Origin of the sequence: Hyphococcus aureus (genome assembly GCF_042643165.1) — a bacterium.
Taxonomy (GTDB): domain Bacteria; phylum Pseudomonadota; class Alphaproteobacteria; order Caulobacterales; family Parvularculaceae; genus Hyphococcus; species Hyphococcus aureus.
In genome coordinates, this window is record NZ_JBHRSH010000001.1 from 1,061,987 (window position 1) to 1,087,100 (window position 25,114).

The window sequence follows — 25,114 nt, forward strand, 5'->3', positions numbered from 1 at the left end:
AATACACGCCCAACCCCGAAGCTGCAACCCGGCTTAACCCATCCTGTCGTCGTGGCGCACGATATGACCGCGAATGGCTTTGAGGGCCCATCGGGCGAGAAGCCGGCGGACTGGCGGGACAAGAAGCAGGAAGCCGATGCTGTCGGTGAGAAAGCCCGGCGTCATCAGAAGCGGCGCGGCGACCACCAACAGGGCTCCATCCACAGCAGAGGCTACGGGCAGCCGGCCGGTCTCAAGGTCCATACGCGCGGCGTTGAGCGCCCGAAGGCCCTGCAAGCGGATCAGAAAGCCGCCCAGAAAGGCGGTCCCAAGACAGGCCGCAATCACGGGCAGGATGCCGAAAGCGTCAGCGGCGGTCAAAAGCACGTAAATTTCCGCGATTGGACCAAGGATAAACACGGCAAGGAGGATAAAGAACATAAGACCCGGGTGCATTCTTCAGCTATCGCTCCTATATAGAACGAACTTGAGCAATATTAAGGTTTCGGAGCGATATTGGACGATATGGATCCAGTGCTTCTTTTTTTCGCCGGTGTAGCGGCGTTTGTCATTTTCCGCCTGATCTCTGTGATGGGCACGCGTACCGGTCATGAGCAAAATCATGATCTGGAGGCGGTGCAACGCGCGGCGAGCGCTCAGGCTGCTGAAACCCTGCGCGACGATGACGCGGAAGCCGAAGAGGCGCGTCCGCCCAAGCCGGTCTCCACCAACGCCCGCATATTGCGTGACGCGGACCCCGCTTTTGACGAAGCGGAATTCCTCGCCGGCGCCAAGGGCGCGTATGAGATGATCGTCGAGGCGTTTGCCGCCGGCGATCTGAAATCCATTCGTCCCTATATCGATGAATCTGTATATGGCGCGTTCAAGTCCGCCGTGACGGAACGCGATGCGGCTGGCTATTCCTCTGATCTGAAATTCGTCGGCATCGAGCATGCTGGCGTTGTCGATAGCGCTGTTGAAAATGGCGTAATGTCGGCGGTGGTTGAGTTCACCTCGGATCAGGTGCGTGTCACGCGCGACAAGGAAGGCGAGATTGTCGACGGCGATCCCAATCGCATTGATCTCGTCAAGGACCGCTGGACCTTCGCCCGCAAAACCGCGAGCAACGATCCCAACTGGATGCTTGTAGGGACCGGCGGCGCCGAATAAAACTTTGCGGCGCGAGTTTTCAGGGAGCGCCGTTTCTCCATGACGCTAGTCACGCCAATATGAGAGCGTTTTCCGGAACACAACTGCGCCTGTTTTTCGCCGGCGCAGTAATGATCGCGGCGATAATGGCCGCGCTCGTTTTCAGTGGCGTCTTGCCGCCTTATTATGAGCGCGAGTTCAGCGATGATGATTTCGGACCGCCCACGCTCGATCTCAAACTTGTGCGCTTTGACGATCTTTCGGGGTGGCTTCAGGACGATCCCGGCCCGGCGCTTGAAACCTTTGTGCGGTCTTGCGCCAGGTTTGAAGAAAGCGATCCGGAGACGCCCGCCAACCCTTTGGAAAATCTCGGTATTGACGATCCTGCGCTAAGCCTTTCCGGGGCGGTGGCTGACTGGTTGCGGCCCTGCGCCGAGGCGCGGGCGCTGCTTGTCAGCGCCTATTCCGATCCCGGCGGGCGGCGCGGCGCGCTCCGCGCGTTTTTTGAATTTCATTTTTCGCCCGTCGAGATTGCCCTTTCGCGCGCGCCTTTGCCGGACGGTCCTGCGCGTCGTGCGCCGCCGCGCATAGAAGACACCGGAACTTTCACAGGATATTTCGAACCTGTCTATGAAGCCTCATTACAACAAGACGGTGATCATACAGCGCCGGTTCTTCCGCGTCCGGACGATCTGATTGAAGTCGATCTTGGCCAGTTTCGCGATGCGCTGAAAGGCGAACGCATCGCCGGCCGCGTTGAGGGGGGAAGGCTCATTCCTTACGATACGCGCGCCGCCATCGACGCCGCCGATCATGGAAACCAAGCTCCCCTCGCCTGGCTTGATCCCAACGATCTGTTCTTTTTGCAGATACAAGGTTCGGGCCGGCTGGTGTTTGACGATGGCGCGATGATGCGCGTTGGCTATGCTGCGCAGAACGGCCATGCCTATAAGGCGGTGGGGCGCGTCATGGTGGAACGCGGGATCATGCCGCTTGAAGCGGTAAGCATGCAGTCGATCCGCGGATGGCTTGAAGAGGCGCCGCCGGAAGAGGCGCAGACGCTGCGTGAAGAAAACGCCTCTTATGTTTATTTTCGCTCTCTCGATGATGTCGATCCAGCATTGGGGCCGCTGGGCGCGCAGGGCGCGCCGCTGACGCCGGAACGCTCACTTGCCGTCGACCGGCGTTATCATGCTCTCGGCGCGCCTGTGTGGGTCAATATCGAGCCGGTCGAAGAATATGACGAGAAGCCGATCCGCCGATTGATGATTGCGCAGGACACAGGCGGCGCCATCAAGGGGCCGGTGCGCGGCGATGTCTTCTGGGGCTCAGGGGATGAAGCAGCGGCCATCGCCGGGGCGATGAACGCGAAGGGGCGGATGACCGTGTTGTTGCCGCGCCGGCTCGCTGAGCGCATCCCCCGGAAATATCTGAGAGACGCCCCGTGAGCCGTCGTCGTGGTCGTGGCCTCACGCCTGAAGAAGAGGCGCTGTGGCGCAAGGCGATGCGCGATGTGGCGGCCTATGGGCGCAAAAAGCCTGTCACGGAAAGCCTAGTTTCGGGGGCGCAATCAGGGACTCCGGGGCTTTTGAAACCGCGCCAGACCCCCGGATATCCCCCAGTCCGCCATGCAGACCCCCTGCCCAGCCGCCAGCAGCACCCTTTCGTGGCCGGCGACCCGCGCCTCGATAAACTTGCCGGGCGCGGCCGTCTCGCCATCGACGCCTCGCTCGATCTCCATGGCCACACGCAGCGGACGGCGGAGATGACATTGAAGCGGTTTGTGGCGGAGGCGCATGCGCGCGGCGCCAGATGCGTCCTCGTGATTACCGGCAAGGGCGCGCCCGATCCGTCAGGCTCTGTCACTTCAGGGGCAAGAGGCTGGGAGGCGTCGGGCGGTAAAGGAGTCCTCAGAGCGCGGTTGTCGGACTGGCTCGCAGAAGACCCTCTGCGCAAGCTCGTCTCTCGTGCGAGCCCGGCCCATCAGCGCCATGGCGGCGCCGGGGCGTTTTATCTGTTCCTGAAACGGTAGAGCTGGGCGCCGCAAGCGGACGCCTTTCAAGTCTACCAGGCGTTGAGGAATTTCAGCGCAACGGCGAGAACAAGCGCGACCGGGAAAATGTAGAAGAACAAAATGCGCGACAAGCGGATGAACCACGTTTCCGTCGCATCGGCGAGCCAATCGCCGATCGCCTCGCTCCACCAGCGGCGCGCCTGATGCTTCGGCAATTGCGACTGACCGGCTTCGACCGGCATTGCGGCGAGAATGGTGACGCCGCGATTTTTCCAACGCGCAAAGGCTTTCTTGACCGCGCCATTGACGACAGAACCGCGAAGCCGCCGTGTCAGCAGCGCAAACAATCCGTATTTGAAATCTTCCGGATCGAATTCGACATCCAGCACCATGGATGCTGGCGCATCCTTGTTGCTGTCCTCATCAACGCGCACCACCGTATGACGCACGCCGTAATTGCGTAGATAATCTTCGATGTCGCCGATGGACGCTGCAGTCTTGTCGCGACGGAACAGGAACATGACGCGCACGCCACGCGATCCAGTCGCTTGCGACGAAAGCATGACGAAGGAAGCAATCGCCGCTGCGACGCCCAGCCCTAGAGCGCCGGTCGCGGTCAGGGATGAAATCCACTCAAGACTGCTCGGCAGGTTGAGCGCCGTCATGGAAGCGCTCCAGCCGTAAAGGCCGAACACCATCAGGAGAATGGCGACAGCGCCGACAGCCATGCCCAGCATGCGCATCAGGCCCGCAGGGATCGCATCGCCGAAATTGGGGTTCGCAATCGTTGCAAGGCGCTTTGTCCAGTAGCCGGTTTTGGCGTCTGTGGTGCGATAGCGATCTTCGTAGAGCGTATGGTCCGGGTTATTTTCAACCACCATGAAGCGGGTCTTCATGGGGTCGCCCTGTTCGAAATTGTGATCGATGATCAGATAGTCCGAGGAGCGCATGGCGACTTCATATGGCAGCACCATGGCGAACAGCTTGCCGTTCTGGGCTTCTGCGCCGAGCGTCGAGAAATGCCGCGTATCGCCAGAAATCGGATCGAAAAATGTGTTCGTCTGACGCGTGTTCGACACCGCGGAGCGCGCCATTCGCGCAAGCTCGCGATGAGGTTCGACCATTTGCGCGGTTTCCTGCACATCGACGCCAATAGCGCGCATGCCGTCAAGTTTCGCCTTGCAGCGGCGCGAAGCGTCAGGACCGGCGAAAACCATATCAATCCGGTCACGGATCATTTTCTGGTCAGCCATGTCGATGGGCAGACCAGCGCGCGGCATCTCTCCGTCATAGCCGGCGTCGCCGCCGGGTGTGTTGCCGCTGCCCGTATCAATCAGGCCCCATGATTTTCTCATGCGCCTTTGCAGCGCGGAGAAGCCGGTGCCGGGATGTGATGATTGTACGATGTCGTAAAGCTGGGATTCATGTACGGCGAGACAGAAATGATCGCTCGCTTCAATCTGCTGCACACCGCGCAGACGCGAAAGGCTCGCCACCGCACGCAGCGACTCGTAATCGTAACCCGAATAAGGATTGTAAAACGGAACGAGCGCAAAATCGGCGATGTTCTGTTGCACCGCCATGAGCGCCTGCTCTTTGGTGCGCAACGGCTGGGTGTCGGGGTTTTGATAGTCGAAGCGGTTATTCTTGCTCGCCTCGTCAAATTCGCGTTCGACCCGAAGCTCCATGGCGCCGAAGCCGGCGTCGGGCACGGTGCCGCGCTTGCGGGCGCTATCGAGGAATTGTTTCGTCGCCTGGTAGCCGAAGCCCCACTCCTCGCCGGTGAAGGCGATGCGCGCGGGTTTTTTCTCAGGCGCCCCGAATTTCTTCTTGGACTTCTCGTCCGTTTCGACGCTTTTTTCAGTGAACCGGGGATCTGCATCCTCGGCAAAAGCCATCATGGTTTGCCGTTTCCAGGGCCGTGATGCGCCGTCCGCCATGAGTAATCCCCGCTCCTACTCCCTCAAGAACAAACAGATTAACCTGTCATTAAGCATCGTGAAAGCCCGCATTTAGCCGGGATGGCGCGGATTCGGCCCTGCAGGGGCTCCTGGAGGGGTTTCAGACCGGAATTCTTCGCCGATGACGCCAAAAGGCATCACTGAGAAATCGTTGCGGCACCGAAATCGATCTTTATAACTATAGGATATACTTGGACAAATCGGCGTTCTTGGCGATTTCGCCCAACCGCGCCGTCACATAGTCCTTATTGATGGCGACGGTCTCGCCGGATTTGTCCGCCGCCGTGTAGGAAATCTCGTCCAGCACCGTCTCCATGATGGTGGCGAGGCGCCGGGCCCCGATATTTTCCACACCCGCATTCACTTCCGCCGCCGCATCGGCCAGCGCGTCGATGGCGTCCTCGGTGAAATCAAGGGTCACGCCCTCTGTCAAAAGCAGCGCCGAATATTGTTTGATAAGGCTCGCCTCGGGTTCGGTCAGGATGCGGCGAAGATCGTCCCGGGAAAGCGCGTCGAGCTCCACCCGGATCGGCAGGCGCCCCTGAAGCTCCGGCAACAGATCCGAAGGTTTCGACAGATGAAACGCGCCCGATGCGACGAACAGGATATGATCGGTCTTCACCGGCCCGTATTTGGTGGCGACGGTCGCCCCTTCGATCAGCGGCAACAGATCGCGTTGCACGCCCTCGCGGGAAATGTCGGCGCTCGCGCGATCCGATGAACGCGCGATCTTGTCGATTTCGTCGAGGAAAACGATGCCGTCATTCTGGACGAGATCCACGGCCTCGCGAGCGATGGCTTCCTCGTCCATCAGCTGGTCGGCCTCTTCCGCAAGTAACGGATCATACGCGTCGCGGATCTTGATGCGGCGTGTTGTTTTCGGTCCTTGAAACGCTTTGCCGAGCATGTCGGAAAGGTTGATCATCCCCATCTGTGAGCCCGGCATGCCGGGGATTTCGAACATGGGCGCACCGCCGCCTTGAGGCTCACGCAGGTCGAGGTCGATTTCGCGATCATCAAGCTCGCCGTCTCTGAGTTTTTTGCGGAAGGCCTCACGCGTCGCCTCGGCGCCATTTTCTCCCACAAGCGCGTCAAGGACTCTCTCTTCAGCGGCGCTTTGTGCAGCGGCCTTCACGCCCTCGCGTTTTTTCTCGCGCACCATGCCCATGGCGATTTCCACGAGATCGCGAATGATGGAATCGACATCGCGGCCCACATATCCGACCTCAGTGAATTTGGTCGCCTCGACTTTGAGAAAAGGTGCGCCGGCAAGCTTTGCAAGCCGCCGTGAAATCTCGGTTTTACCGACGCCTGTGGGGCCAATCATCAAGATATTTTTCGGCGTGATCTCATCGCGCATGGCGCCCTCGACGCGGCGGCGGCGCCAGCGATTGCGCAGGGCGATGGCGACGGCGCGCTTGGCGGCGTTCTGCCCGACAATGAAACGGTCGAGCTCGGAAACGATTTCGCGTGGGGAAAAATCAGTCATTGAAGCTTCAGGGTTTGAACAAACATCGCCCTGACATAGCCCTCCCGCCGCAAATCTCAATCCCGCGGCCGAAAAGAACCCCAAAAAGAAAAGGGCGCGCTAAAAAGCGCACCCTTCATCCCCTCTTCGCAAAAGATGCGGCGTTCAGGCTTGTTTCTTGCGGCTCGCAAAGCCGAACCCGGCAAGGCCCGCCATGAACAGCGGCAGCGCGGCCGGAAGCGGCACATCCGGCACTTCCTCGAACGCCAGCTTCTTCAGCTTCCATGCTGAAGAGTAGCTGTCGCACTTTTGACCATGCATCGTCATCCGGCAGTTATAGGAGTAAGAGCTGGTCCCGATGCCGAAAAGTTTGCCGACCAGGTTCAAAGAAAGAAAGTCTACGAAAGCGGTGCTGTTGTTCGGCATCGACAGGTTTTCGAAAACCCGCTCGAGGATGCCGTCATTGTTGCTGTCGATAAAAAGATCGAAAGTGTCGTAGGTGTCCACATACGTAAACAGCGCGCCGGTGAGCTGCACAGTCTTGTCAAAGCTGAGGATCGCCACTTCCGGAAAATAGCCGTCGACCAGATGCTGGCCATCGTTCTGGTTATGGGTGATCCCAGTCCCCGGGCTGTAGGCAATTGGTCTGGCGCCATATTGACCAGGTGTAACGACCGCATCGCCGGTGACAGGCGTATCGGTGAACAGGCCCGCTGACAGGGTCATGGTGACACCGTCATCTTCGTAGACTTGCGAGCTGCCGTTGTTGGACACCAGGTCGCTGCTGCCCGAGGTTGTGTAGATGGTTGTCGCGTGTGCGCTGGAGATGCTCAGCGCTGCGACGGCGGCGAGGCCGATAATCGACTTCATGATAGTACCCTTACGCAACATTAGAAAACTGTAACTAATCCGAACGCGGAATTTGTTCGGCCGTCAATCATGTATCGTTGCGGCGCAATACAACCGCCAGATGCAAGGGTTATGGCAAACAGGCGAAGCTCTTAATGGGGGAGTGTAAAGAGCATACGGGCCGCCAATAAAATCAACTTGTTTTTAAGTTAATCACCTGCGCTTGACGCTGCGCGCCGTGGTTAACGCGTCGCCTTGCGAAAAGCGGCCTTGTATGATTTCTGGCCAGTGTTGTGAAAGAGATACTTAACGGCGGGAACGCCGCGGCGCTTATTCTGAAATGGTTTCGAGCGTCAAAGTCTCATTCGTGTAGACGCAAATCGAAGCAGCGATCGCCATCGCTTTTTTCACAATCTCTTCGGCGGAAAGATCGGTCTCTTCCATCAACGCCCTTGCTGCGGACCGCGCATAATCGCCGCCCGATCCAATCCCGGTGACGCCGAATTGCGGCTCCAGAACGTCGCCGACGCCCGATAGCGTCAGCGTGACGGACTTGTCGGCGACGATCATCATTGCTTCAAGGCGCCGCAAATACCTGTCTGTGCGCCAGTCCTTGGCAAGCTCTACGCAAGCGCGGGTGAGCTGGTCGGGATATTGTTCTAGCTTCGCCTCAAGACGTTCGAGAAGGGTGAAGGCGTCCGCGGTGGCGCCGGCGAACCCGGCGATCACCTTGCCCCCGGCGAGCCGGCGCACCTTGCGAGCATCCCCCTTCACCACCGTATTGCCGAGGCTAACCTGCCCGTCGCCGCCTACGGCGACGGCGCTGCCCTTCCGGACCGCCAGAATGGTTGTTCCGTGCATTGACGCATTGCTCATGACTTTGCCTTTAAACTCTTCATAACCGTTTCAGGGAACGGGCTTTACATGGACGGCGGCGGGTTTTTTCACTAAACCGGGCCCCGGCGCCTGAGATTTTAGAGGTTCAATGCCACCCTCGCAGGGCGGCGTCAAAGGAGACAATCATGCGCGCGGCGACGGTTGAACGGAAAACGCGGGAGACGGAGATTTTCGTAGCGGTCGAGCTTGATGGCTCGGGCGATTACGATATCGAAACCGGCGTTGGGTTTTTCGATCATATGCTCGAAGCCTTCGCCAAGCACTCCATGATTGACCTTAAAGTGCGCGCCGAGGGCGATCTCCATATCGATATGCATCACACGGTGGAGGATGTTGGCATTGTGATGGGCCAGGCCGTCGCAAAGGCCTTGGGCGACTGCGCGGGGATTCGCCGTTTCGGCGCATCCTACATTCCCATGGACGAAACCCTGTCGCGGGCGTCTATCGATATCTCAAAGCGCCCCTACCTGATTTGGCGGGTCAATTTTGCGAGACCTAAAGTCGGCGATATGGACACCGAGCTATTCAAGGAATGGTTCCACGCTTTCGCCATGAATGCAGGGCTCACCCTGCATGTGGAAAACCTCTATGGCGAAAACACGCACCACATCATTGAAAGCTGTTTCAAGGCGACTGCCCGCGCGTTTCGCCAAGCGCTGGAAATAGATCCGCGCAGCGACGGCGGCGCGCCCTCAACCAAAGGCTCGCTCTAGACGCTCTTTCTAAAATACATAGAGCGCCAGCAGGATCGCAAACACAAACGCAATGCCTGCGATCGACGCAATCAGAATATAACGGACATGGTCGCCTGTATGTCCCTGGCGGACCTCTTCGGTTGTGCGCTTCTCGGAAGCGGGAGCAGCGGTGTCCTCATTGGCGACGCGCAATGTGGCGTCGGTGTTTTCGGCTTCTTCCGGTGATTTTTCCATAGGCTTGGAGCCGGGTTCATATGCGGTAGTTGCTTGGGTCATGTAGGAAAAACAGCCGCCGGCGCGGTTTGTTCCCTCTCCTTTCCCCAAACCCGCAGCATAAGACAATTGACGCTCCCGGCGCTTTCAGGTGACATCCCGCCCGGGGACTGGGAGGAAACCAAGCGCTCCTGTTGCGTATCGCCCGGAAACAAGGGCTTGCGAGCGCGCCAAGCAACAAGGGAGTATTCATGCTTTTCAAAATAGGTCTGCCCGCCGTCATGGTTGCGGGCGTCATGATGTCCGTAAGCGTTGCGGGGGAATGGGCGGACGCCTGCACGGCGACGCTCGAAGCCGATGGCCGGGACCCGTCGGGTTGCGCCTGTCTCGAGGCGGAAATCGAGGCCGGCGATCTCGCCGATGAATTTCTGGCGCTCGCCGACATCGCCGATCCCGCCGAGCGCTACAGCGCGGCGTCCGATGACGCGAAATCCGCCATGGATAAATGCACACGCTAAAATCTGAACAGAACAAAGGAAGGAAACGCTTATGAAAAAACTTGTGATCGCCCTCGCCGCCTCAGGTTTCGCTCTCAGTCCCGCCCTCACCCCCGCTATGGCGAGCGAGCTGGAAAGCCATTGTGAAGCCTATGCGGCGGAGAACGGCACCGACCCATCAGGATGTTCGTGTCTCGCAGAAACCGCTGATGCTGATGCGACAGCCGAATTGATGGCGGTTGCTTCGGAAGCTGACCTTGAAGCGCTGAGCGATAACGCTAAAGGCGCCATTCAGGCCTGTTTCCCGGCTGCCTGAGGCCATTTTCCGTCTCTAGGTTGAAAACCGCGCCCCGCTAAAGGCGCGGTTTTTGTTTGCTTCTCCCCTCGCCCCTCTTGCTCTGGGACGCTGCGCGGTTACAAGCCTCGGCCATGGCTGAGACCTTGGCGATCATAGATTACGGCTCCGGCAATTTGCGCTCCGTCGAAAAAGCGGTGGAGCGGGCTGCGCGCGAAGCTGGTCTCGCGCGTCATGTATCGGTGACTGATGACCCTGACATCATCCGGAAGGCCGACCGGATCATCCTGCCGGGCGTTGGCGCCTTCGCCGCCTGCATGGAAGGACTGTCTGCCCGCGACGGGGTTCTCGAAGCGATCGAACATGTGGCGCTGATTGAAGGCCGGCCATTTCTAGGCATTTGTGTCGGGATGCAGCTTCTTGCGACCAAAGGCCTTGAATTTGGCGGCTCGGAAGGGCTCGGCTGGATCCTCGGCGAGGTCGTTCCACTGCCCCATTCAGCGGAATTTCGTGCGCCCCAGATGGGCTGGAACGAGGTGCGGCTCACGACCCCGCATGCGGTGTTCGAAGAGCTCGATGGCGAGTCTTTCTATTTTGCCCATTCCTTCCATTTCGAAACCGAAAATGATGCGCATCTTTATGGCGTTACCCGCCACCAGCATGATGTGGCTGCGCTAATAGGCCGGGATAATCTGCTGGGCGCGCAGTTCCACCCCGAGAAGTCCCAGACTGCCGGTTTGGCGTTTCTCGGCCGCTTTCTTTCTTGGTCCCCTTCATGACGAAAAGCCTCACCCTTTATCCCGCCATCGACCTCAAGGGCGGCGAATGCGTGCGCCTCCTTCATGGCCGTATGGAGGATTCAACAGTCTATAATACAGACCCAGCCTCGCAGGCGGCGGCGTTCGAGGCTTCGGGCTTTAATTGGGTGCATATTGTGGACCTTGATGGAGCCTTCGCCGGCGCCGCCGTGAACGGCGAGGCCGTAGACGCGATCCTCAAGCGCATATCCCTGAAAGCCCAGCTTGGCGGCGGGGTGAGGGATCTCGCGGCGGTGGAGCGCTGGTTAGAGGCGGGTATGGCCCGTGTGATCCTGGGTACGGCCGCCGTCAACGACCCGGAATTCGTCACCGAAGCCTGCAAGCGTTATCCGGGCCGGATTGTTCTCGGCGTCGATGCGCGCGATGGCCGGGTGAAAACCGATGGCTGGGATGGAGATACTGAAACAAGTCCTGCCGATTTGGTGAAACGCTATGCAGATCAGGGTGTTGCCGCGGTGGTCTATACCGATATCAGCCGCGATGGCGCGCTCGCGGGCGTCAATCTGGAAGCGACGGCGGCGCTTGCCGATGTCTCGGCCATACCGGTGATCGCATCAGGCGGGGTAGCGTCGCTTGACGATATCAAGGCCTTGAAAACCGCCCATGACAATATCGAGGGCGTGATTATCGGCCGGGCGCTCTATGACGGGCGCATCGACCCGGCGGAGGCTATCGCCGCGGCCCGGTAGGGCTGCAATTGGTCATTTGCCGCTGGGTCCAGTATGATTGACCCTGTTGCGTATTTTGGGGGCGGGCGCCGGGTCATGGATAGGGGCCGCATCGAGTTTGAACTGAAATTCACCGGTCCGCCGGCGGACTTGGCCGCACTCCCGGCCAATGACTTCTTTGCCGCGCTGGCGCCTTCATCTGGAGAAGGCGGCGGGTCGTGGGAGCGGCTTTCCTCAGCCTATTATGACACGATTGACGGCGCCCTGGCGGCCCGGGGCCTCAGCATGCGTCTGCGGGAGGAGGGGGCGGATCTCGTTCAGGCCGTGAAAGCCAAAAGCAAGGATGCGACGCGCCGGTTGGAGTTCGAAACTTTTCTGGACCGCGCATCTGACTTTCCGGTCGCGACCGGAGATGAGGATATTGACCGGTTGATCGCCGGACATCGTGATCGCCTCTTGCCGCTGGCGAAAACCATCGTTGATCGCTGGGCGTCGGTCATTCGGTTCAAGGGCGCCGAAATCGAACTCGCCGTTGATTTAGGCTCTGCCGAAGCGCTGGACGGGGAAGGGCGCGCCCATATGGGCCCGCTTGCCGAGGTCGAGTTGGAGCTGATTGCGGGCGAGCCGGCGGCGGTGTTCGACTTCGCACGGCTTCTTGTCGCGAATGCGCCCTTGCGCTTTTCGACAGTGAGCAAACTCGAAACGGCTTTGGCGCGGCTTCCCGGCGCGGACCCCGTCGGTAAGGCGGCGCGGGTCGATCTCGATCCCGAAATGAGTGCGGGAGAGGTGCTGGCCATGTCCCTTTCCGCATGTGCAACTCGCGCGTCATCGCTTCAGGGCGCGCTGGTCGATCTTCGCCGGACCGAGGGCGTTCACCAGATGCGGGTGGTTCTGAGGCGCTTGCGCGCCATGGAGCGGATTTACCGCCGCCACCTGAAATCGGGCGAGATTGCCGACCTCGCCGCAAGGGCGAAAACTTTCGCAGCAGGTTTGGGCCCCGCCCGGGATTGGGACGTGTTCCTTGGCGAGACCTTGCCGGCGGCGCTGGAGGCCGACTATGCGCCGGAGAGCCTTCGGGCGTTAAAAGCCACAGCCGAGGCGAAGCGGGCTGAGGGTTGGGCGAAAGCCGTCGCCATCATCTGTTCGCCAGCTTTCACGCGGTTTCTGATCGATCTCGCGGCGGCGGGCTCGCTTCAACGCTGGCGGGAGGACGTCAGGGCGCCGCTCGACCGGCCGGTCACGGAGTTTGCGCCGAAAGCGCTCGACCGCGCCTTGCGCAAGACCTTCCGTACGGCGGAGGAGGTGAAGGGCGCTGTTGATCTGGCGGCGCGCCACCCTTTGCGCATCGCGCTCAAAAAACTGCGCTACCCGGTCCAGCTTTTCCGGGACCTTTATCCGAAAGAGCGGCGCAAGCCGTATATGTCGGCCTTGTCAGAACTTCAGGACGCCTTTGGCGCGGTCAATGATTCAGTTGTCGCGCAGCATCTCGCGGACGAGGCGGCGCAAGGCGGCGCAAAGGGGAATGGTGAGGGCGCCATGCGCGCGGCTGGGTTTATTTCAGGCTACAAGGCCGCTGAAGCGCGCGAGGCCGCTAAAAAGATTGACGCCGCCTTTGAGGCGTTTGAAAAGATGACGCCGTTCTGGCGGGAGACCTAGCGTTTTCCGAAAAAGTGGAGGCCGGTTTTCTGTCAGAAAACGCGGCGCAGATAAAGCTAATGCTCAATATACGGATTATTCCCTGTCTCGATGTAAAGGACGGCCGCGTCGTCAAAGGCGTCAATTTCGTCAACTTACGCGACGCTGGCGATCCCGCCGCCGCCGCAGAGGCCTATGACGCAGCCGGCGCTGATGAGCTTTGTTTTCTCGATATTTCGGCGAGCCATGAGGGCAGGGGGATATTGCTCGACAAGGTTTCAACAGTCGCCGAGCGTTGTTTCATGCCGCTGACCGTGGGCGGCGGCGTCGCTTCGATCGATGATTTTCGTGCGCTCCTGCTCGCCGGGGCCGACAAGGTGGCGATTAACACGGCTGCGGTGAAAAATCCTGACCTGATCAACGCGGCGGCCGCGCGTTTCGGCGCTCAATGCGTTGTTGTCGCCATCGACGCCAAGCAGGTCGGAGATAGCTGGGAGATTTTCACTCATGGCGGACGCAATGCGACAGGCGTCAACGCAGTCGAATTTGCAAAAGATGTTGTGAGCCGCGGCGCCGGAGAAATCCTGTTGACCTCCATGGATCGCGACGGTGTCAAAACCGGTTATGACATTGCCTTGACGCGCGCCATCGCCGAAGCGGTGGACGTTCCTGTTATCGCTTCTGGCGGTGCGGGTTCCGTAGAGCACCTCATTGAGGCGGCGACAGAGGGCAAGGCCTCCGCAGTGCTTGCCGCGTCTATTTTCCATTTTGGCGAGATCACGATCGCTGAGGCGAAGGCGGCCATGGCGGCGGCGGGCCTGCCCATGCGGCTTCCCAAAGCGGCATAAGGAGAAAGCATGTCCGGAAGTAACGATATCGGCGACGTGTTGCGGCGTCTTGAGACGACCATCGCTTCGCGCAAGGGCGCCAGCGCGGATAGTTCCTACACCGCGTCACTGCTCGCGGGCGGTGCGCAAAAATGCGCCAAGAAATTCGGGGAAGAGGCGGTTGAAGCTGCGCTTGCCGCCGTTTCCGGCGACAAAAGCCATCTCACCGCCGAGGCGGCGGACGTGCTTTACCACCTCATCGTTATGCTGGCGCAGCAAGATGTTTCTCTCAATGACGTCGCCGACGCGCTCGCCGCGCGGGAGGGAAGGTCGGGACACGACGAAAAAGCATCTCGCAAAACATGAAGCCGGTGAGGCGGAAAATCACGCTTGGCGTGCTTTTTTTGTGCGCTGTTTCGTTTGTTTTTCTTATCCTTACGCGTGAGCGGCTGCCTGCTGGCGATGATGCGGCGCTGATATCCGCCAGTGTCTGGAGCGGCTACAAGCGAGAAGCAAAAACCCATGTGACGCGCCGGCTTCGCGAGCTTGAAAGTCTCAGGTCCATAACAGGCGGCGCGCTTTTCATTGGCGATTCCATCACTAAAAATGCGCCTCTGGCGTCGATGTTTCCCGGCGTTCCTGTCGCCAATCACGGTATTGGCTGGGGGACAAGCGATGGCGTGTTGTTACGCCTTGATCAGATCGCCCGCAATCAACCGGACCGCGTATTCATCCTGATCGGCACCAATGACCTTCATTACGATCACACACCGGAACACATTGCAGGCAATGTTGTTTCCGCCGCCGCGTCGCTTCGACAGGATATGCCGGATACAGAGTTTTATGTGATCTCGATCCTGCCGCGCCAGGACAAAGCGATGGCGGCGGTGACAGCGACAAATATGCTGTTGGAAGAACGCGCAGCGGCGGGCGGGTATGTTTATCTTGATCTGACGCCGGTGCTCGCGGCGGCGGACGGAACGTTGCGCACCGATCTGACGACGGATGGCTTGCATCTCAATGCAGCGGGTTATGCGGCCTGGGCGAAGGCAATGGGGCCTTGCGTTCTTTATGGCTGCGCGGCGCTGGCGCAATAAAAAAGCCCCGGAGAACCGGGGCTTTTTGCTGTTTTAAGGATCAAATCACCAGCCGCAGGAGCGGCCTTCATTCTGTTCTTGCAGCCAGTCTAGCAGCGGCTGGAAATAATCGACCATGGCCGACCCGTCCATTTCGCGCGAGCCGGTGAATGCCGCGAGCGCTTCCGGCCAGGGCTCGGACGCGCCAAGCTCCAGCATCGCGTTGAAGCGCGCGCCAACCGCCTTCGATCCGTAGACGGAACAGCGGTGCAGCGGGCCTTCCCAGCCGGCGATCTCGCACGCCGCTTTATGGAACTGGAACTGCAGGATACGGGCGAGGAAGTAACGCTCATAAGAGACGTTGCCGGGGATGTGATATTTCCCGCCGGGATCGAAATATTGCGAACCGCGTGCGACGGGCGGGCGAATGCCCTGATATTGCTCGCGTAACTTCCACCAGCCTTCATTGTAGGTTTCCGGCGTCAGCTCGCCGGAGAAAACCTCCCAACGCCATTTGTCCATGAGGAGGCCGAAGGGCAGGAACGCAACGCCTTCCATGGCTTCGTTCATGAGAAGCCCCAAGTCTTTCGAGGCGTCCGGAACTTCGTCAATAAGGCCGATTTTGTTGAGATATTCCGGCGTAATCGACAAAGAGATCATGTCGCCGATGGCTTCGTGAAAGCCGCCATTGGCGCCCGTCTGGAACAGGACCGACTTGTCCTGATAGGCGCGCTGGTAATAGTTGTGGCCAAGCTCGTGATGGACCGTGCGGAAATCGTCGGCGTTGACCGATGTGCACATCTTGATGCGGATATCGTCGGCCCAGTCGAGGTCCCATGCGGACGCATGACAGGCGACTTCGCGATCGGCCGGCTTGGTGATCATCGAGCGCTCCCAGAATGTTTCGGGAAGCGGTTCAAAGCCGAGCGAGGAGAAAAAGCTTTCGCCGGTTTTGACGATTTTTTCAGCGTCATAGCCATTTGCGACGAGCTGGTCGGTGAGGCTGTAGGAGGGTGCAGCGCCTTCAGGCGCGACGAGATCGTTGAGCCCGCTCCATGTTTGCGCCCACATATTGCCGAGAAGATCGGCGCGGATCGGCTGATCCAGCGGCACGACATCGTCGCCATATTCTTCGTTTAGCTCCGCGCGGACATAGCAATGAAGCTCATCATAAAGCGGCTTCACCTGACCCCAGAGGCGGTCCATCTCGGCCGCGAAGGCGTCAGGGTCCATATCGTAGCGCGACCGCCACATGGCGCCGGCGTCGGCGTAACCAAGCTCGCGGGCGCCTTCATTGGCGAGCTTCACCATCTTGGCGTAGTCGGATTTGATGGTGTTGCCGTCTGCGTCGGCGGTCACCGGCACTTCGCGCCATTTGGTCCAGATTTCCTGAAGTTTCGCCGGGTCGCGCACTTCACCCATCATCACTTCGAGGTCGGAGCGGGGGACCATCTCGCCGTCGAGCTCAATCTTGCCGGTCTCGTATGCTGCGCCCATGCGGGTGTTGACTTCGGCGAGTTCAGCGGCGGCGCCCGGGCGCGACGGCGCCGGGAGATTGACGCCAAGTTTGATCGCTTCAAGTTTGCGGCGCATGCCGGCAGGCAGGTCGAGATCGTTGAAGCGTTTTGCTTCATTGGCGAATTCAACGCCTTTTTCCGTGGCTTCTGTGTCCGCTTTTGTGACGAGCCAGTTTGTGTCGTAGTTTATATAGGTCGCCTGCACCCAGGAGATGCGGGCGTAATATTCACCGAAATCCCGGGTCCATTTCTCCACTTCTGCGATGAAGTTGGCGGCGTCGGCGTCGGTCGGCGCAGCGTCTTCGGCGGTGTTTTCCGGCGCGGAGGCGGCGGGCGCTGCGGCGCTGGTTTCGGCGTCGCCTGTGTCCTGGCCGCAGGCGGCGACAAGCGCCAGCATGGAAACGGCGGCGAGCGCGCCGAATGGGCGCGCGAGGTGTCTTTTTGTCATGGAAACTCCCTGAGACAGTTTAGTTGGCGCTATGATAGCGGGACGGGAGGAGGGAAGCAAAACCGCCCGTCGCAAAGTTTGGGCTAAACTTTCTCCGCAACCCGGATGGCGGCCTTGCAGCCAAGCCGGATTGCCCTTGAGAGCAGGCGGTAGCCCGGCGCCTCGCGCGCGCCCTCTTCTTCCGCCGTATGCTTGTGCCCGAGCTCATCCTCGCGGAACTGGCGCACGGTTTCGCGCAATTCCGGCTCGCGTTCGCCAAGATCTTCGATCTGCTGTGCGTAATGCTTTTCGATGACGTCCTCGACCGCCTCGGTGCAGGCCATGGCGGCTTTTTCGCCCAACAGCGCCGTTGCGGCGCCCAGCCCGAAGCCGGCGGCGTTCCAGAGGGGCGCCAGCAGGGTGGGGCGGACGTTGCGCTCGGTAAGCAGCCGGTCAAAGGTCGACAGATGATGGTGCTCGCCTTCTTCCATGTCTTTCAACAATGCGGCGGTGCGCGCTTTATGAGGCAGGCGGTCAAAGACAGCGCGCTGGCCGCGATAGATCGCGACGGCGCCATATTCGCCCGCATGATCGACGCGCAGCATGTCGCCGATCTGGGCGGCTTTTGGCCCCGGTTTTGGGGGCGCTTTACTGTGGGAATTGTTCATGCGGACGCCGTCCGTCGAACGAGCCGCGCGGCGCGGGTTTCAGTAAACGCCGCAAACAGGGTCAAGGCGAACAGGCCGGCGGAAGCGAGCAGATTATAGCCCGCCATGGAAACGCCGAGAAACCGCCACTGCACATCTTCGCAGGACGGCGCGTCGGTTTTTTCCGTCAGGGAAGCGCCAAGATTGTTGATGTCGATATCGCCAAGTCCGCCGCCGCCGGAACAGATTGCGGGGCCGGGCCAGTAATCGTATTCAACGCCCGTGTGATAAAAGGCGAGGCCTGAGCTTACCGCATAGACAAGCGCGGCGGCGCCAACCGCAGCAGCGGCGGCGAGCTTAGATTTGAAAAGACGCGAGGCAGCAAGGCCGGCGGCAGCTAAGCCTAGCGCTGTCCAATGGGCTTCGCGCTGATCAAGACAGAGAATGCAAGGGACAAGGCCGCCGACTTTCTCGAACAGATGCGCGCCAGCGAGCATGGCGCCGCTCGCGGCGAAGGAAAGACCGAGCGCGCGTTCCGTCAAAGAGAGGTTTTTCACAAAACCGAACATGCCCGATATATAACCTTTCAAGCCCTGCGACGCCTCTGGCGGATCGTCACATGCAGGTAGGCCGAATAATGTCAGCCTCGCGAAAGGAGCCAGGCTTTGACCAGGCTCAGGGTTTCTGCGCCGAGAAACACCAGCAGAAACACCCAGATAAACCCGATCAACAGGCCGCCAATGACGAGAAGGCCGTCACGCTCAATCAGGCCGAGCGCGATCACTGCGACGCCGATGCCGGGGACGGTGTTGGTCAAGGGAAAGGGCGTCAGGATCGATGCGATGGGGACCAGCATCAAGGCGCCGATAATGCGCAGCGCCAGATGGCTTGTCACCGGACGGAAGCGTGGCGATGCGATGCGCTCAACCCAGCCCACATATTTTTCCGCGCGGGTCAGAACAGATGAAAAAGCGGGAATGGCGAAACGGCGGTCGTGAAGTTTTTTCGGCAGCCAGGGATGGCGTCCGCCGATCGCCATCTGTCCGGCGAGAAACAGCATGGGCAGGGCGACTATCTGCGGCAGGACGTAGATGAAAGGCAGACAGCAAGGCAAGGCGAGCAACAGCAGCAGAAAGCCGAAGGCGCGTTCATCCAGCCGGTCGACGACATCGCCCAATCTGGCGGTCGGGTCTTCATTGTCGGCGGCGGTGTTTTCCGGGGCCAGGCGCGTCAGCTCGTCGAGAATGTCGCGCAGCACGCGCGTCGCGCCGCGCATGGGTTTTGTGTCATCGGCAGGTATGGTCATGAACGGCAACGCCCTTTCTTGCGCCGTGATCTAGGCGGTTTTGCTCATGCTACATAGCCCGGCTTAACAAATCTTTCGGGAGCCATTGACCGCGCCTTCGCGCTACCTAATATGCCGCCCTCACGTCGCCCGTGATCTGTGCCCCTCTGGCGGAACTGGTAGACGCGCTGGATTCAAAATCCAGTTCCTTCGGGAGTGCCGGTTCGATTCCGGCGGGGGGCACCATTCTTGTTGTGGCGGCAGCTCGTTTTTTCAGAGCCTAGGCTTTTTTCACAAATTCCGATTTCAGCTTCATGGCGCCGACGCCGTCAATGCGGCAATCAATGTTGTGATCGCCGTCCACAAGGCGGATGTTTTTCACTTTCGTGCCGACTTTCACGACCTGCGAGGAGCCTTTTATCTTGAGGTCCTTGATGACGGTGACGGCATCGCCATCTACGAGCGGCGTTCCATTGGCGTCGACCACACCGCTTTGTTCGGTATTAGCGCCTACCCCCGCAGGGCTCCACTCATGAGCGCATTCGGGGCAAACCAGCATTGCGCCGTCTTCATAGCTAAGCGTAGATCCGCATTGCGGGCAGGGTGGCAGATCACTCATTTTCGGCGTCCTTTCAGGAATGAAAAAACCCCGCCGAAGCGGGGTTTTTCAAAACGGTTGTTTTTAGACCTAACAGCGGCCTTTGCGGCGATCCTTTTTGGAGCATCTGTCGCCGCCATTATTGTCGATCGTGTTGTTGGTGATCTTCGGCTCCAGGCCGTCACGCAGGAAGATTGAGAGACCGCCATTGCCGATGATCTCATTGTCTTCAATGACGCCATTGACGCCGAACGGAATGGCGACGCCGTCGCGCGTGTTCTGGGCGATTTCGTTATAGCGCACGAGAGAGAGCTTGGCGTATTTGTCGAGAATGACGCCGGAGCCTTTGTTGTTGCGGATCTTGTTGCCGATGAGGCTCGCCGAACCGTAGCCCGAAGATTTTACGCCAGCGTCGAGATTGTCGAAAATCTCGTTGCCGGCGATGACCACGTCGGAACGGGTGCCATTGGCGATGTCGACGCCAACTTTGTTTTGCAAAATCTTGTTGTCGATGATGAAGCTCTGCGAGAGCGAGTGTTGCTGAGCAACATAGACGCCCTCGGAGCCAGCGGAAATGCGGTTTTTCTCCAGCATCACAGTGCCGCCATTGATTTTCACCGCAGGCCGCACGCCGGAGCCGAGCACGTCGCTTTCCTTCAGCGTGAAGACGCCCTGATGCACGTTGATGCAGGCGTCGGCTCCGGAATTGATCTTCGCGGCGAAATGCACATTGGCTACTACCGCGTGGGCCGTGCCGTCTTTGGGAGCGAAATTAAGGCAAGGCATGTTCATGGGCGCGGAAATCTCAACGCCGGAGCCAGGGCCGCGATCTCCCTGAATGAATACCGATTTCTCGAGGGAAATGGATTCATTGTAGACGCCGTGCATCACATAAACGACGCCGCCTTCGGCGACATCGTTGATGGCGCCTGAAATGGTTTTGTAGGGACCCGGTCCGTTGACGTCGACAATGATCTGCATCGGGCCTTTTTTATTCGACCCGCCGCCGGTGGAGCCCGACGAGCCAGAAGACCCGGCGCCAGGCTCGCGGATTGGAAAGCCGCCGAGCGATTGCGCGTAAGCGCTGGTCGCCACGACGCTCGCCGCCAGGAGGCCGACGGCGCCGGCTTTGGCCATCTTCAGGGCGAATTGGGATTTATTCATGCGTTTCATCTCAAGTCCCCCTACTGAATATCACGCGTGGATTCGAAGCTCAGCCGACGCAGCGCGTCATTGGCCGGGCGGTAGCCGAGCGCCGAAGCGCGGGCGAGGTGAAAGGCCGACTGGCGTTCATCCGGCGCCACTTCATTGAGGCCGGTCGTGCCGTCGCGGAAGACGACGCCAAGCGCGTAATGGGCGATGGCGAGGTTTTGGTTCGCCGCATCGGAGAGCCATTTCACAGCCTGCTGGCCATCCTGTTCGACGCCAATGCCGCGCACAAACATGATGCCATAGACATATTGAGACATCGGATGTTTCGCCTTGGCGGCGTCGGCAAAGAGATCGACGGTCTGGCGCGGCGTCAAAACACCGGTCACGACAGCGTCTTTTTCTTCCGGCGTCATCTCATAGTCGCGTGCGACCTGTGAGTACTGGAAGCGGCGGATGGCGTCGCGGGTTGATGGCCCGAGCTTGTTGTCGACCGTACCAGCGCGGAAGCCGAGGGCGTTCAGCGCCCGCTGGACCAGTTCCACATCGATGTCGGAAACCGCTTCAAGCGCGTCGGCCATGCGGATTTCTTCGAGCTCACGCTTGAGACGCTCAAGCTCTTCCTGCTGGCGCGTCTTGCCGGTGTGCTCGGGCGGCAGCGGCGGCTGCCAGTCTTCGACAGATTCTTTAGCGAGCTTGATTTCGTTAGACGTCATCAGAGGTTCGAGAAATTCGTAAGCGGCGCTCGCCTCTCCGACGCCGCGCTCCTTGGCGAGCGCATACATCTGAAGGGCTTTCGAGTTGCTTTTGTCGACGCCAGCGCCTTTCTGATACATCTCGCCGAGGCGATAGATGTCGTAAGGGCTGCCAGCCTCGAATGTCTGCGCCACGAGGTTTTCCGCTTTCGTCACATCGGATGAACTCATGCGGAAACGGATATCCGTGAGGCGCGCTTCGGCGAGGATCTGTGCATTCACCTCATCAGCGGTGGGAAGTTGGTATGCGGAGAAATCGTGATAAGCGGCGAGGGTGTACCAGAGCAGCGACTGGACATTGTCCACCGGAAGCTCCTCGAGCGGCGCAGCGGCGTTACGCGCGGCTTCAAGGGGTTTGCCAGAATAGACATCGCCTAGAATTTTCTTCGACCGGATATCGCCAGCGAACGCGAAACGCCGCCAGATATCGAGCGCCTGCGAATATTGCCCGTTTTTGTAAGCCTCAAGACCGGCTTCGTAAGTTGCGTAAGACGGCGAAACCGCCGCCAGCGCCAAAACAGACGCTGCCGCCATGCCGCCGACCAGACGGCGCGCTTTTCCAAACAGCATTTTTGGATCTCTCTTCATATCCCCGCTTCCCCTGACAAACTCCCCCGGCCCTAGCAGACCCGGATCGGCGCTTCACACGACCAGCGCGCTTGCGTCGCTCGCTAGTCCACGACCTCCGTCGAATCCGCATTAAAGCACGGCTCGGCGTGTCTCTCCATATTAACCTTTACCATTTCTGAAAGCAAAAGGGCGCCCCAAAGGCGTCACTCAGACTTGAGGCCCGCTGAATCAGGCCGGATTCGGCCCCCGCGTGACCAGAAAGACGCAAACTGGCCTGTCGGCCGGCCCTTCATCGGGCTGGCGTACGGACTGATGGCGCGCTTCCTGACAGAAATGGGGAATATCAAGGGCGGCAATGGGGTCGTCCGCGCGAACGAGCAGGGCTGTGCCTGGGGTCAGACGCCGCAGCGCCGCCTCCATCCGGATGACCGGCAGGGGGCAACGATAACCAGTGACATCCAGGATTTGAGGGGCGTCATCGGTCACGCGGCTCTCCAAAAAAAGAATAGGCAAAACAGAAGGATAGTAATGAAGCCGCGGCGACGTTCAGGCAAGACCGAGTGGCTGTTGCGTTAAAAAAAGCTCCGCATCCGAAGATGCGGAGCCCGGGCTTGCAATGGTTTAGCCCTTAATTGGTCGCGAGTTGCAGCTCTATCCCCACGATGCGGCCTTTATTCAGCGGTGCAAATGAACCGCCGCCCAGAGACCCCGGAAGCTGGGTGTCGCCGCCGAACTGGACCTCATTGAGGAGGTTCTTGCCATAGAGCGAGATCGTCGCCCGATTGCTGAATGTGGTCAGGCTGACGCTGGCGTCGATCGAGCTGACCGGGTTCAGTGTGCCGAGATTGTTATCCGTGTAATAGGATAGATCCCGGTGGTAATAGCGGAACCGGGCGTCGACGGATCCGGTTTCGCCAAGATCCCAAGAATAGAGAAAGCCTGCGCCATAGGTCCAGGGCGCAAGCCGCGGGATTTCGAGATTGAGATCCGCCTCGTCAACGACGCCGGGGCTGACCGCCGGGGCGCCGATGTCGAACAGAAGCGAGTCGTAATTGCCCCTTGTGTGACCAAGAGATCCCTCAAAAAGGAAATTGTCCGTGAGGGCGATCTGGCTCTCGATCTCGAAGCCCCAGATAGTGGCGTCTGCGGTGTTGGTGATGACCTGCACCACGCCGGCGATGGGGTCGGACAGGTTCAGCTCGCGCTGCATATCGCTGATGTCGTTATAGAAGAGCGCGGCGTTGATGACCGCTTTGCCCTCAGCAGGCTGCGCCTTAAAGCCGACTTCCCAAGCGTTGACTTTTTCTTCGTCAAACGGGCCTGGCAGGAAGATTGGATCATAGGCCGGGTTTGGCACGATCGCCGGCGGCGGCGCCGGGTTTGGCACGAAGGGCAGCGACGCCGCAGATGTGTTGCGGAAGTTATAACCGCCGGAGCGAACCCCTTGTGTGAAATGCGCATAGACATTCAGGTCTTCGCGCGGGCGCCATTCGAAACCGATCTTGCCGGTGAAGTTTTCCCAGCTGTCACTGTCGACGAAATCTTCAGAACACGATCCTGAAATGCGGACGTCGCAAGGCGTGGTGTTGGCGACAAGGGTTGAGATCACCGCGTCTTTTTCTTCGTGGGTCCAGCGCCCGCCGAGGATCAGGGTGAAGTTCTCACCGAGATCAATGTCAGCCTGACCGAACGCCGCATAAGTGGTCTGGTCCTGAACGCCGCCACCATTGAAGAAACGGAAGCCGCCCAGAATGTTGCGGATCTCGTTATATTCCAGATCTTGCGTGAACCAGTAGCCGCCAACGGTTATGTCCACCGTATCAAAGAAACGTCCGGCATAGCGCAGCTCGTTCGACATCTGGTCCTGATCGGTTGTCGAATTTGAGTGGAACAGGAACAGCGGGGTCGCATCAATGTCGCCTCCGGTTTCGCCTTCGCCCTGACGCCAGCCGAAAATATTCGTGATAACGCCGTCGCCGAAAGGCACGTTCCAGTTAATCTCCGCTGTCACAGCATCACGTTTGGACGTGTAAAAGCCCGGATTGTCGATGGAGAAATCAAAGCTGTTGCGATCGGCGCTGAAGAACGGGTTTGTAACGCCTGCGCCATTGGTATGGTTCTGGGCTGGCGGGCCGTCGCCTTCGCTATCGAAATGCTCGTAACGCACAAGAATTTCGAAATCATCCGATGGCGTGAAGGAAATTGATGGACGGATCATCCATGTTTCCGCCGCGCCGAAATCCTCAAAGGCGTCGGGACCGGATGTCGCCACAAGTGGGGCCAGCGCGCCAAACACGGCGGGCGCTATCGCATTAGGCACCGGCCCGCCGAGATAGCGGCGGAAATAGCCTTCATCCTTGTTGTAATAGACAGAGACACGGGCTTTCAAAATATCTTCGATGATGGGGCCGCCGACAGCGGCCATGGCGTAATAATTCGCCCCGCCGCCATTGAGGCCGCTTTCTGCTGCGCCCTTGAAGGAGGCTTCGAATTCGTCAGTCGGCCTTTTCGAATTTAGCAACACAGCGCCGCCGGTAACGTTGCGGCCGAAGAGAATGCCTTGAGGTCCGCGCAAGACTTCAACGGATTCAAGATCGAAAATGTCGAGCACGACACCGCCATTGATGCCGAGATAAACGCCGTCCACAAACACGCCGACAGTCGGGTCAATCGATGGAATGGAAGAGTTGATGCCGACGCCGCGAATGGAAAAATTCGCCGTGCCTCTGGTCGTCCCGATATCATCAAAGGAGACGTTGGGGATCGAATAAGACAGGCTTTGAAGATCGCGAACTTTCAGCGCGTCGAGCTGATCGCCGCCATAAGCTGTAATGGCGAGCGGGACGTCCTGCACGTCTTCTGCGTTCGCTTTCTTGGTGCCAGTGACAAAGATCGTGTCACGGAGCGTTTCGACGGATGTCTGGGCTGAAGCGGCTGTTCCTGCGGCCATGCTTGCGGCGAGCGCAAGCACAGACGTTCTGGCGATTAGGCCAAGTTTCATGGTGTCCTCCCTGATGTTGCCGCGCCGGTTTTCCGGCGTCATGCGTTTTTTTTGGGAGAACCGGCGCCTGTTCCTGTTACTCCCACCGCCAGTGTAGCGCGGAAGCGGGGTCGGTAATAGAAGT

At 59.4% G+C, this 25,114-nt stretch carries 27 protein-coding genes and 1 tRNA gene; 13 read left to right on the forward strand and 15 right to left on the reverse strand.

Translation table 11 applies throughout. The features are described 5' to 3' along the window. Positions 1-33: 33 nt before the first annotated feature. Complete coding sequence (locus ACFOOP_RS05030; RefSeq protein WP_379879770.1) at positions 34-420, reverse strand: FxsA family protein; 387 nt, start codon at positions 418-420, stop codon at positions 34-36. Positions 421-504: 84 nt separating this feature from the next. On the opposite strand from ACFOOP_RS05030, the gene ACFOOP_RS05035 reads away from it, so the two are divergent. From ACFOOP_RS05035 to ACFOOP_RS05045, 3 genes are all read left to right on the forward strand, one after another. Continuing rightward, positions 505-1,149, forward strand: coding sequence for a Tim44/TimA family putative adaptor protein (locus ACFOOP_RS05035; protein WP_379881514.1), 645 nt, complete (start codon positions 505-507; stop codon positions 1,147-1,149). A 110-nt stretch (positions 1,150-1,259) separates the two neighbouring features. Continuing rightward, entirely contained in the window at positions 1,260-2,576 is a 1,317-nt protein-coding gene (mltA, locus tag ACFOOP_RS05040; RefSeq protein WP_379879771.1) for a murein transglycosylase A, read from the forward strand. After that, on the forward strand, positions 2,573-3,160 hold the full coding sequence (locus ACFOOP_RS05045) for a Smr/MutS family protein (protein ID WP_379879772.1): 588 nt from the start codon (positions 2,573-2,575) through the stop codon (positions 3,158-3,160). Before mltA ends, ACFOOP_RS05045 begins: the two co-directional genes overlap by 4 nt. 32 nt (positions 3,161-3,192) lie before the next feature. Here ACFOOP_RS05045 and ACFOOP_RS05050 read toward each other — a convergent pair whose 3' ends face one another. From ACFOOP_RS05050 to hslV, 4 genes are all read right to left on the reverse strand, one after another. Then, entirely contained in the window at positions 3,193-5,082 is a 1,890-nt protein-coding gene (locus tag ACFOOP_RS05050; protein WP_379879773.1) for a hypothetical protein, read from the reverse strand. Positions 5,083-5,281: 199 nt separating this feature from the next. Continuing rightward, positions 5,282-6,592 carry an ATP-dependent protease ATPase subunit HslU gene (gene hslU, locus ACFOOP_RS05055; RefSeq protein ID WP_379879774.1) on the reverse strand — a complete coding sequence of 437 codons (1,311 nt, stop codon included), beginning with the start codon at positions 6,590-6,592 and terminating at the stop codon, positions 5,282-5,284. Between the two features lie 144 nt (positions 6,593-6,736). Continuing rightward, positions 6,737-7,441 carry a VPLPA-CTERM sorting domain-containing protein gene (locus ACFOOP_RS05060; RefSeq protein ID WP_379879775.1) on the reverse strand — a complete coding sequence of 235 codons (705 nt, stop codon included), beginning with the start codon at positions 7,439-7,441 and terminating at the stop codon, positions 6,737-6,739. Positions 7,442-7,750: 309 nt separating this feature from the next. Further along, a complete protein-coding gene (hslV, locus tag ACFOOP_RS05065) occupies positions 7,751-8,296 on the reverse strand; it encodes an ATP-dependent protease subunit HslV (RefSeq protein WP_379879776.1) in 546 nt (181 codons plus the stop codon). Positions 8,297-8,442: 146 nt separating this feature from the next. Here hslV and hisB point away from each other — a divergent pair, with 146 nt between their 5' ends. After that, positions 8,443-9,030 (forward strand): imidazoleglycerol-phosphate dehydratase HisB, encoded by a 588-nt coding sequence (gene hisB / locus ACFOOP_RS05070; protein ID WP_379879777.1) that lies wholly within the window; start codon positions 8,443-8,445, stop codon positions 9,028-9,030. Between the two features lie 9 nt (positions 9,031-9,039). Here the strand turns inward: hisB and ACFOOP_RS05075 are convergent, their stop codons facing one another. Further along, positions 9,040-9,288, reverse strand: coding sequence for a hypothetical protein (locus ACFOOP_RS05075; RefSeq protein ID WP_379879778.1), 249 nt, complete (start codon positions 9,286-9,288; stop codon positions 9,040-9,042). A gap of 188 nt (positions 9,289-9,476) precedes the next feature. Here ACFOOP_RS05075 and ACFOOP_RS05080 point away from each other — a divergent pair, with 188 nt between their 5' ends. From ACFOOP_RS05080 to ACFOOP_RS05115, 8 genes are all read left to right on the forward strand, one after another. Continuing rightward, positions 9,477-9,743 (forward strand): hypothetical protein, encoded by a 267-nt coding sequence (locus ACFOOP_RS05080; protein WP_379879779.1) that lies wholly within the window; start codon positions 9,477-9,479, stop codon positions 9,741-9,743. Positions 9,744-9,774: 31 nt separating this feature from the next. Beyond that, the gene (locus ACFOOP_RS05085) at positions 9,775-10,038 is read left to right on the forward strand and encodes a hypothetical protein (protein ID WP_379879780.1); all 264 of its coding nucleotides are present in this window, start codon (positions 9,775-9,777) and stop codon (positions 10,036-10,038) included. Positions 10,039-10,151: 113 nt separating this feature from the next. Next, positions 10,152-10,796, forward strand: a complete 645-nt coding sequence (gene hisH / locus ACFOOP_RS05090) for an imidazole glycerol phosphate synthase subunit HisH (protein WP_379879781.1) — start codon at positions 10,152-10,154, stop codon at positions 10,794-10,796. Beyond that, positions 10,793-11,524 (forward strand): 1-(5-phosphoribosyl)-5-[(5-phosphoribosylamino)methylideneamino]imidazole-4-carboxamide isomerase, encoded by a 732-nt coding sequence (gene hisA, locus ACFOOP_RS05095; protein ID WP_379879782.1) that lies wholly within the window; start codon positions 10,793-10,795, stop codon positions 11,522-11,524. Before hisH ends, hisA begins: the two co-directional genes overlap by 4 nt. Positions 11,525-11,599: 75 nt before the next feature. After that, a complete protein-coding gene (locus ACFOOP_RS05100) occupies positions 11,600-13,159 on the forward strand; it encodes a CYTH and CHAD domain-containing protein (RefSeq protein ID WP_379879783.1) in 1,560 nt (519 codons plus the stop codon). 59 nt (positions 13,160-13,218) lie between these two features. Next, positions 13,219-13,986 (forward strand): imidazole glycerol phosphate synthase subunit HisF, encoded by a 768-nt coding sequence (hisF, locus tag ACFOOP_RS05105; protein WP_379879784.1) that lies wholly within the window; start codon positions 13,219-13,221, stop codon positions 13,984-13,986. Between the two features lie 9 nt (positions 13,987-13,995). Beyond that, on the forward strand, positions 13,996-14,331 hold the full coding sequence (locus ACFOOP_RS05110) for a phosphoribosyl-ATP diphosphatase (protein WP_379879785.1): 336 nt from the start codon (positions 13,996-13,998) through the stop codon (positions 14,329-14,331). Continuing rightward, positions 14,328-15,062 (forward strand): GDSL-type esterase/lipase family protein, encoded by a 735-nt coding sequence (locus ACFOOP_RS05115; RefSeq protein WP_379879786.1) that lies wholly within the window; start codon positions 14,328-14,330, stop codon positions 15,060-15,062. The genes ACFOOP_RS05110 and ACFOOP_RS05115 overlap by 4 nt, the downstream gene beginning before the upstream one ends. A 45-nt stretch (positions 15,063-15,107) precedes the next feature. Here ACFOOP_RS05115 and ACFOOP_RS05120 read toward each other — a convergent pair whose 3' ends face one another. The 4 genes from ACFOOP_RS05120 to ACFOOP_RS05135 all read right to left on the reverse strand — a co-directional run bounded on the left by ACFOOP_RS05120 (position 15,108) and on the right by ACFOOP_RS05135 (position 18,938). Further along, complete coding sequence (locus tag ACFOOP_RS05120) at positions 15,108-17,006, reverse strand: M2 family metallopeptidase (RefSeq protein WP_379879787.1); 1,899 nt, start codon at positions 17,004-17,006, stop codon at positions 15,108-15,110. Positions 17,007-17,089: 83 nt separating this feature from the next. Further along, entirely contained in the window at positions 17,090-17,653 is a 564-nt protein-coding gene (locus ACFOOP_RS05125) for a demethoxyubiquinone hydroxylase family protein (RefSeq protein ID WP_379879788.1), read from the reverse strand. Further along, on the reverse strand, positions 17,650-18,222 hold the full coding sequence (locus ACFOOP_RS05130; RefSeq protein ID WP_379879789.1) for a disulfide bond formation protein B: 573 nt from the start codon (positions 18,220-18,222) through the stop codon (positions 17,650-17,652). Before ACFOOP_RS05130 ends, ACFOOP_RS05125 begins: the two co-directional genes overlap by 4 nt. 50 nt (positions 18,223-18,272) lie before the next feature. Beyond that, the gene (locus ACFOOP_RS05135) at positions 18,273-18,938 is read right to left on the reverse strand and encodes an exopolysaccharide biosynthesis protein (protein ID WP_379879790.1); all 666 of its coding nucleotides are present in this window, start codon (positions 18,936-18,938) and stop codon (positions 18,273-18,275) included. A 140-nt stretch (positions 18,939-19,078) separates the two neighbouring features. On the opposite strand from ACFOOP_RS05135, the gene ACFOOP_RS05140 reads away from it, so the two are divergent. Beyond that, positions 19,079-19,163: transfer RNA gene (locus ACFOOP_RS05140), tRNA-Leu, on the forward strand. 34 nt (positions 19,164-19,197) lie between these two features. Here the strand turns inward: ACFOOP_RS05140 and ACFOOP_RS05145 are convergent. From ACFOOP_RS05145 to ACFOOP_RS05165, 5 genes are all read right to left on the reverse strand, one after another. Next, complete coding sequence (locus ACFOOP_RS05145; RefSeq protein ID WP_379879791.1) at positions 19,198-19,536, reverse strand: zinc ribbon domain-containing protein YjdM; 339 nt, start codon at positions 19,534-19,536, stop codon at positions 19,198-19,200. A gap of 69 nt (positions 19,537-19,605) precedes the next feature. Further along, positions 19,606-20,688, reverse strand: a complete 1,083-nt coding sequence (locus ACFOOP_RS05150) for a right-handed parallel beta-helix repeat-containing protein (RefSeq protein ID WP_379879792.1) — start codon at positions 20,686-20,688, stop codon at positions 19,606-19,608. 11 nt (positions 20,689-20,699) lie between these two features. Then, a complete protein-coding gene (locus ACFOOP_RS05155; RefSeq protein WP_379879793.1) occupies positions 20,700-21,989 on the reverse strand; it encodes a peptidoglycan-binding protein in 1,290 nt (429 codons plus the stop codon). Between the two features lie 228 nt (positions 21,990-22,217). After that, complete coding sequence (locus ACFOOP_RS05160) at positions 22,218-22,475, reverse strand: sulfurtransferase TusA family protein (RefSeq protein ID WP_379879794.1); 258 nt, start codon at positions 22,473-22,475, stop codon at positions 22,218-22,220. 142 nt (positions 22,476-22,617) lie between these two features. After that, on the reverse strand, positions 22,618-24,990 hold the full coding sequence (locus tag ACFOOP_RS05165) for a TonB-dependent receptor (protein ID WP_379879795.1): 2,373 nt from the start codon (positions 24,988-24,990) through the stop codon (positions 22,618-22,620). Between the last annotated feature and the right edge of the window lie 124 nt (positions 24,991-25,114).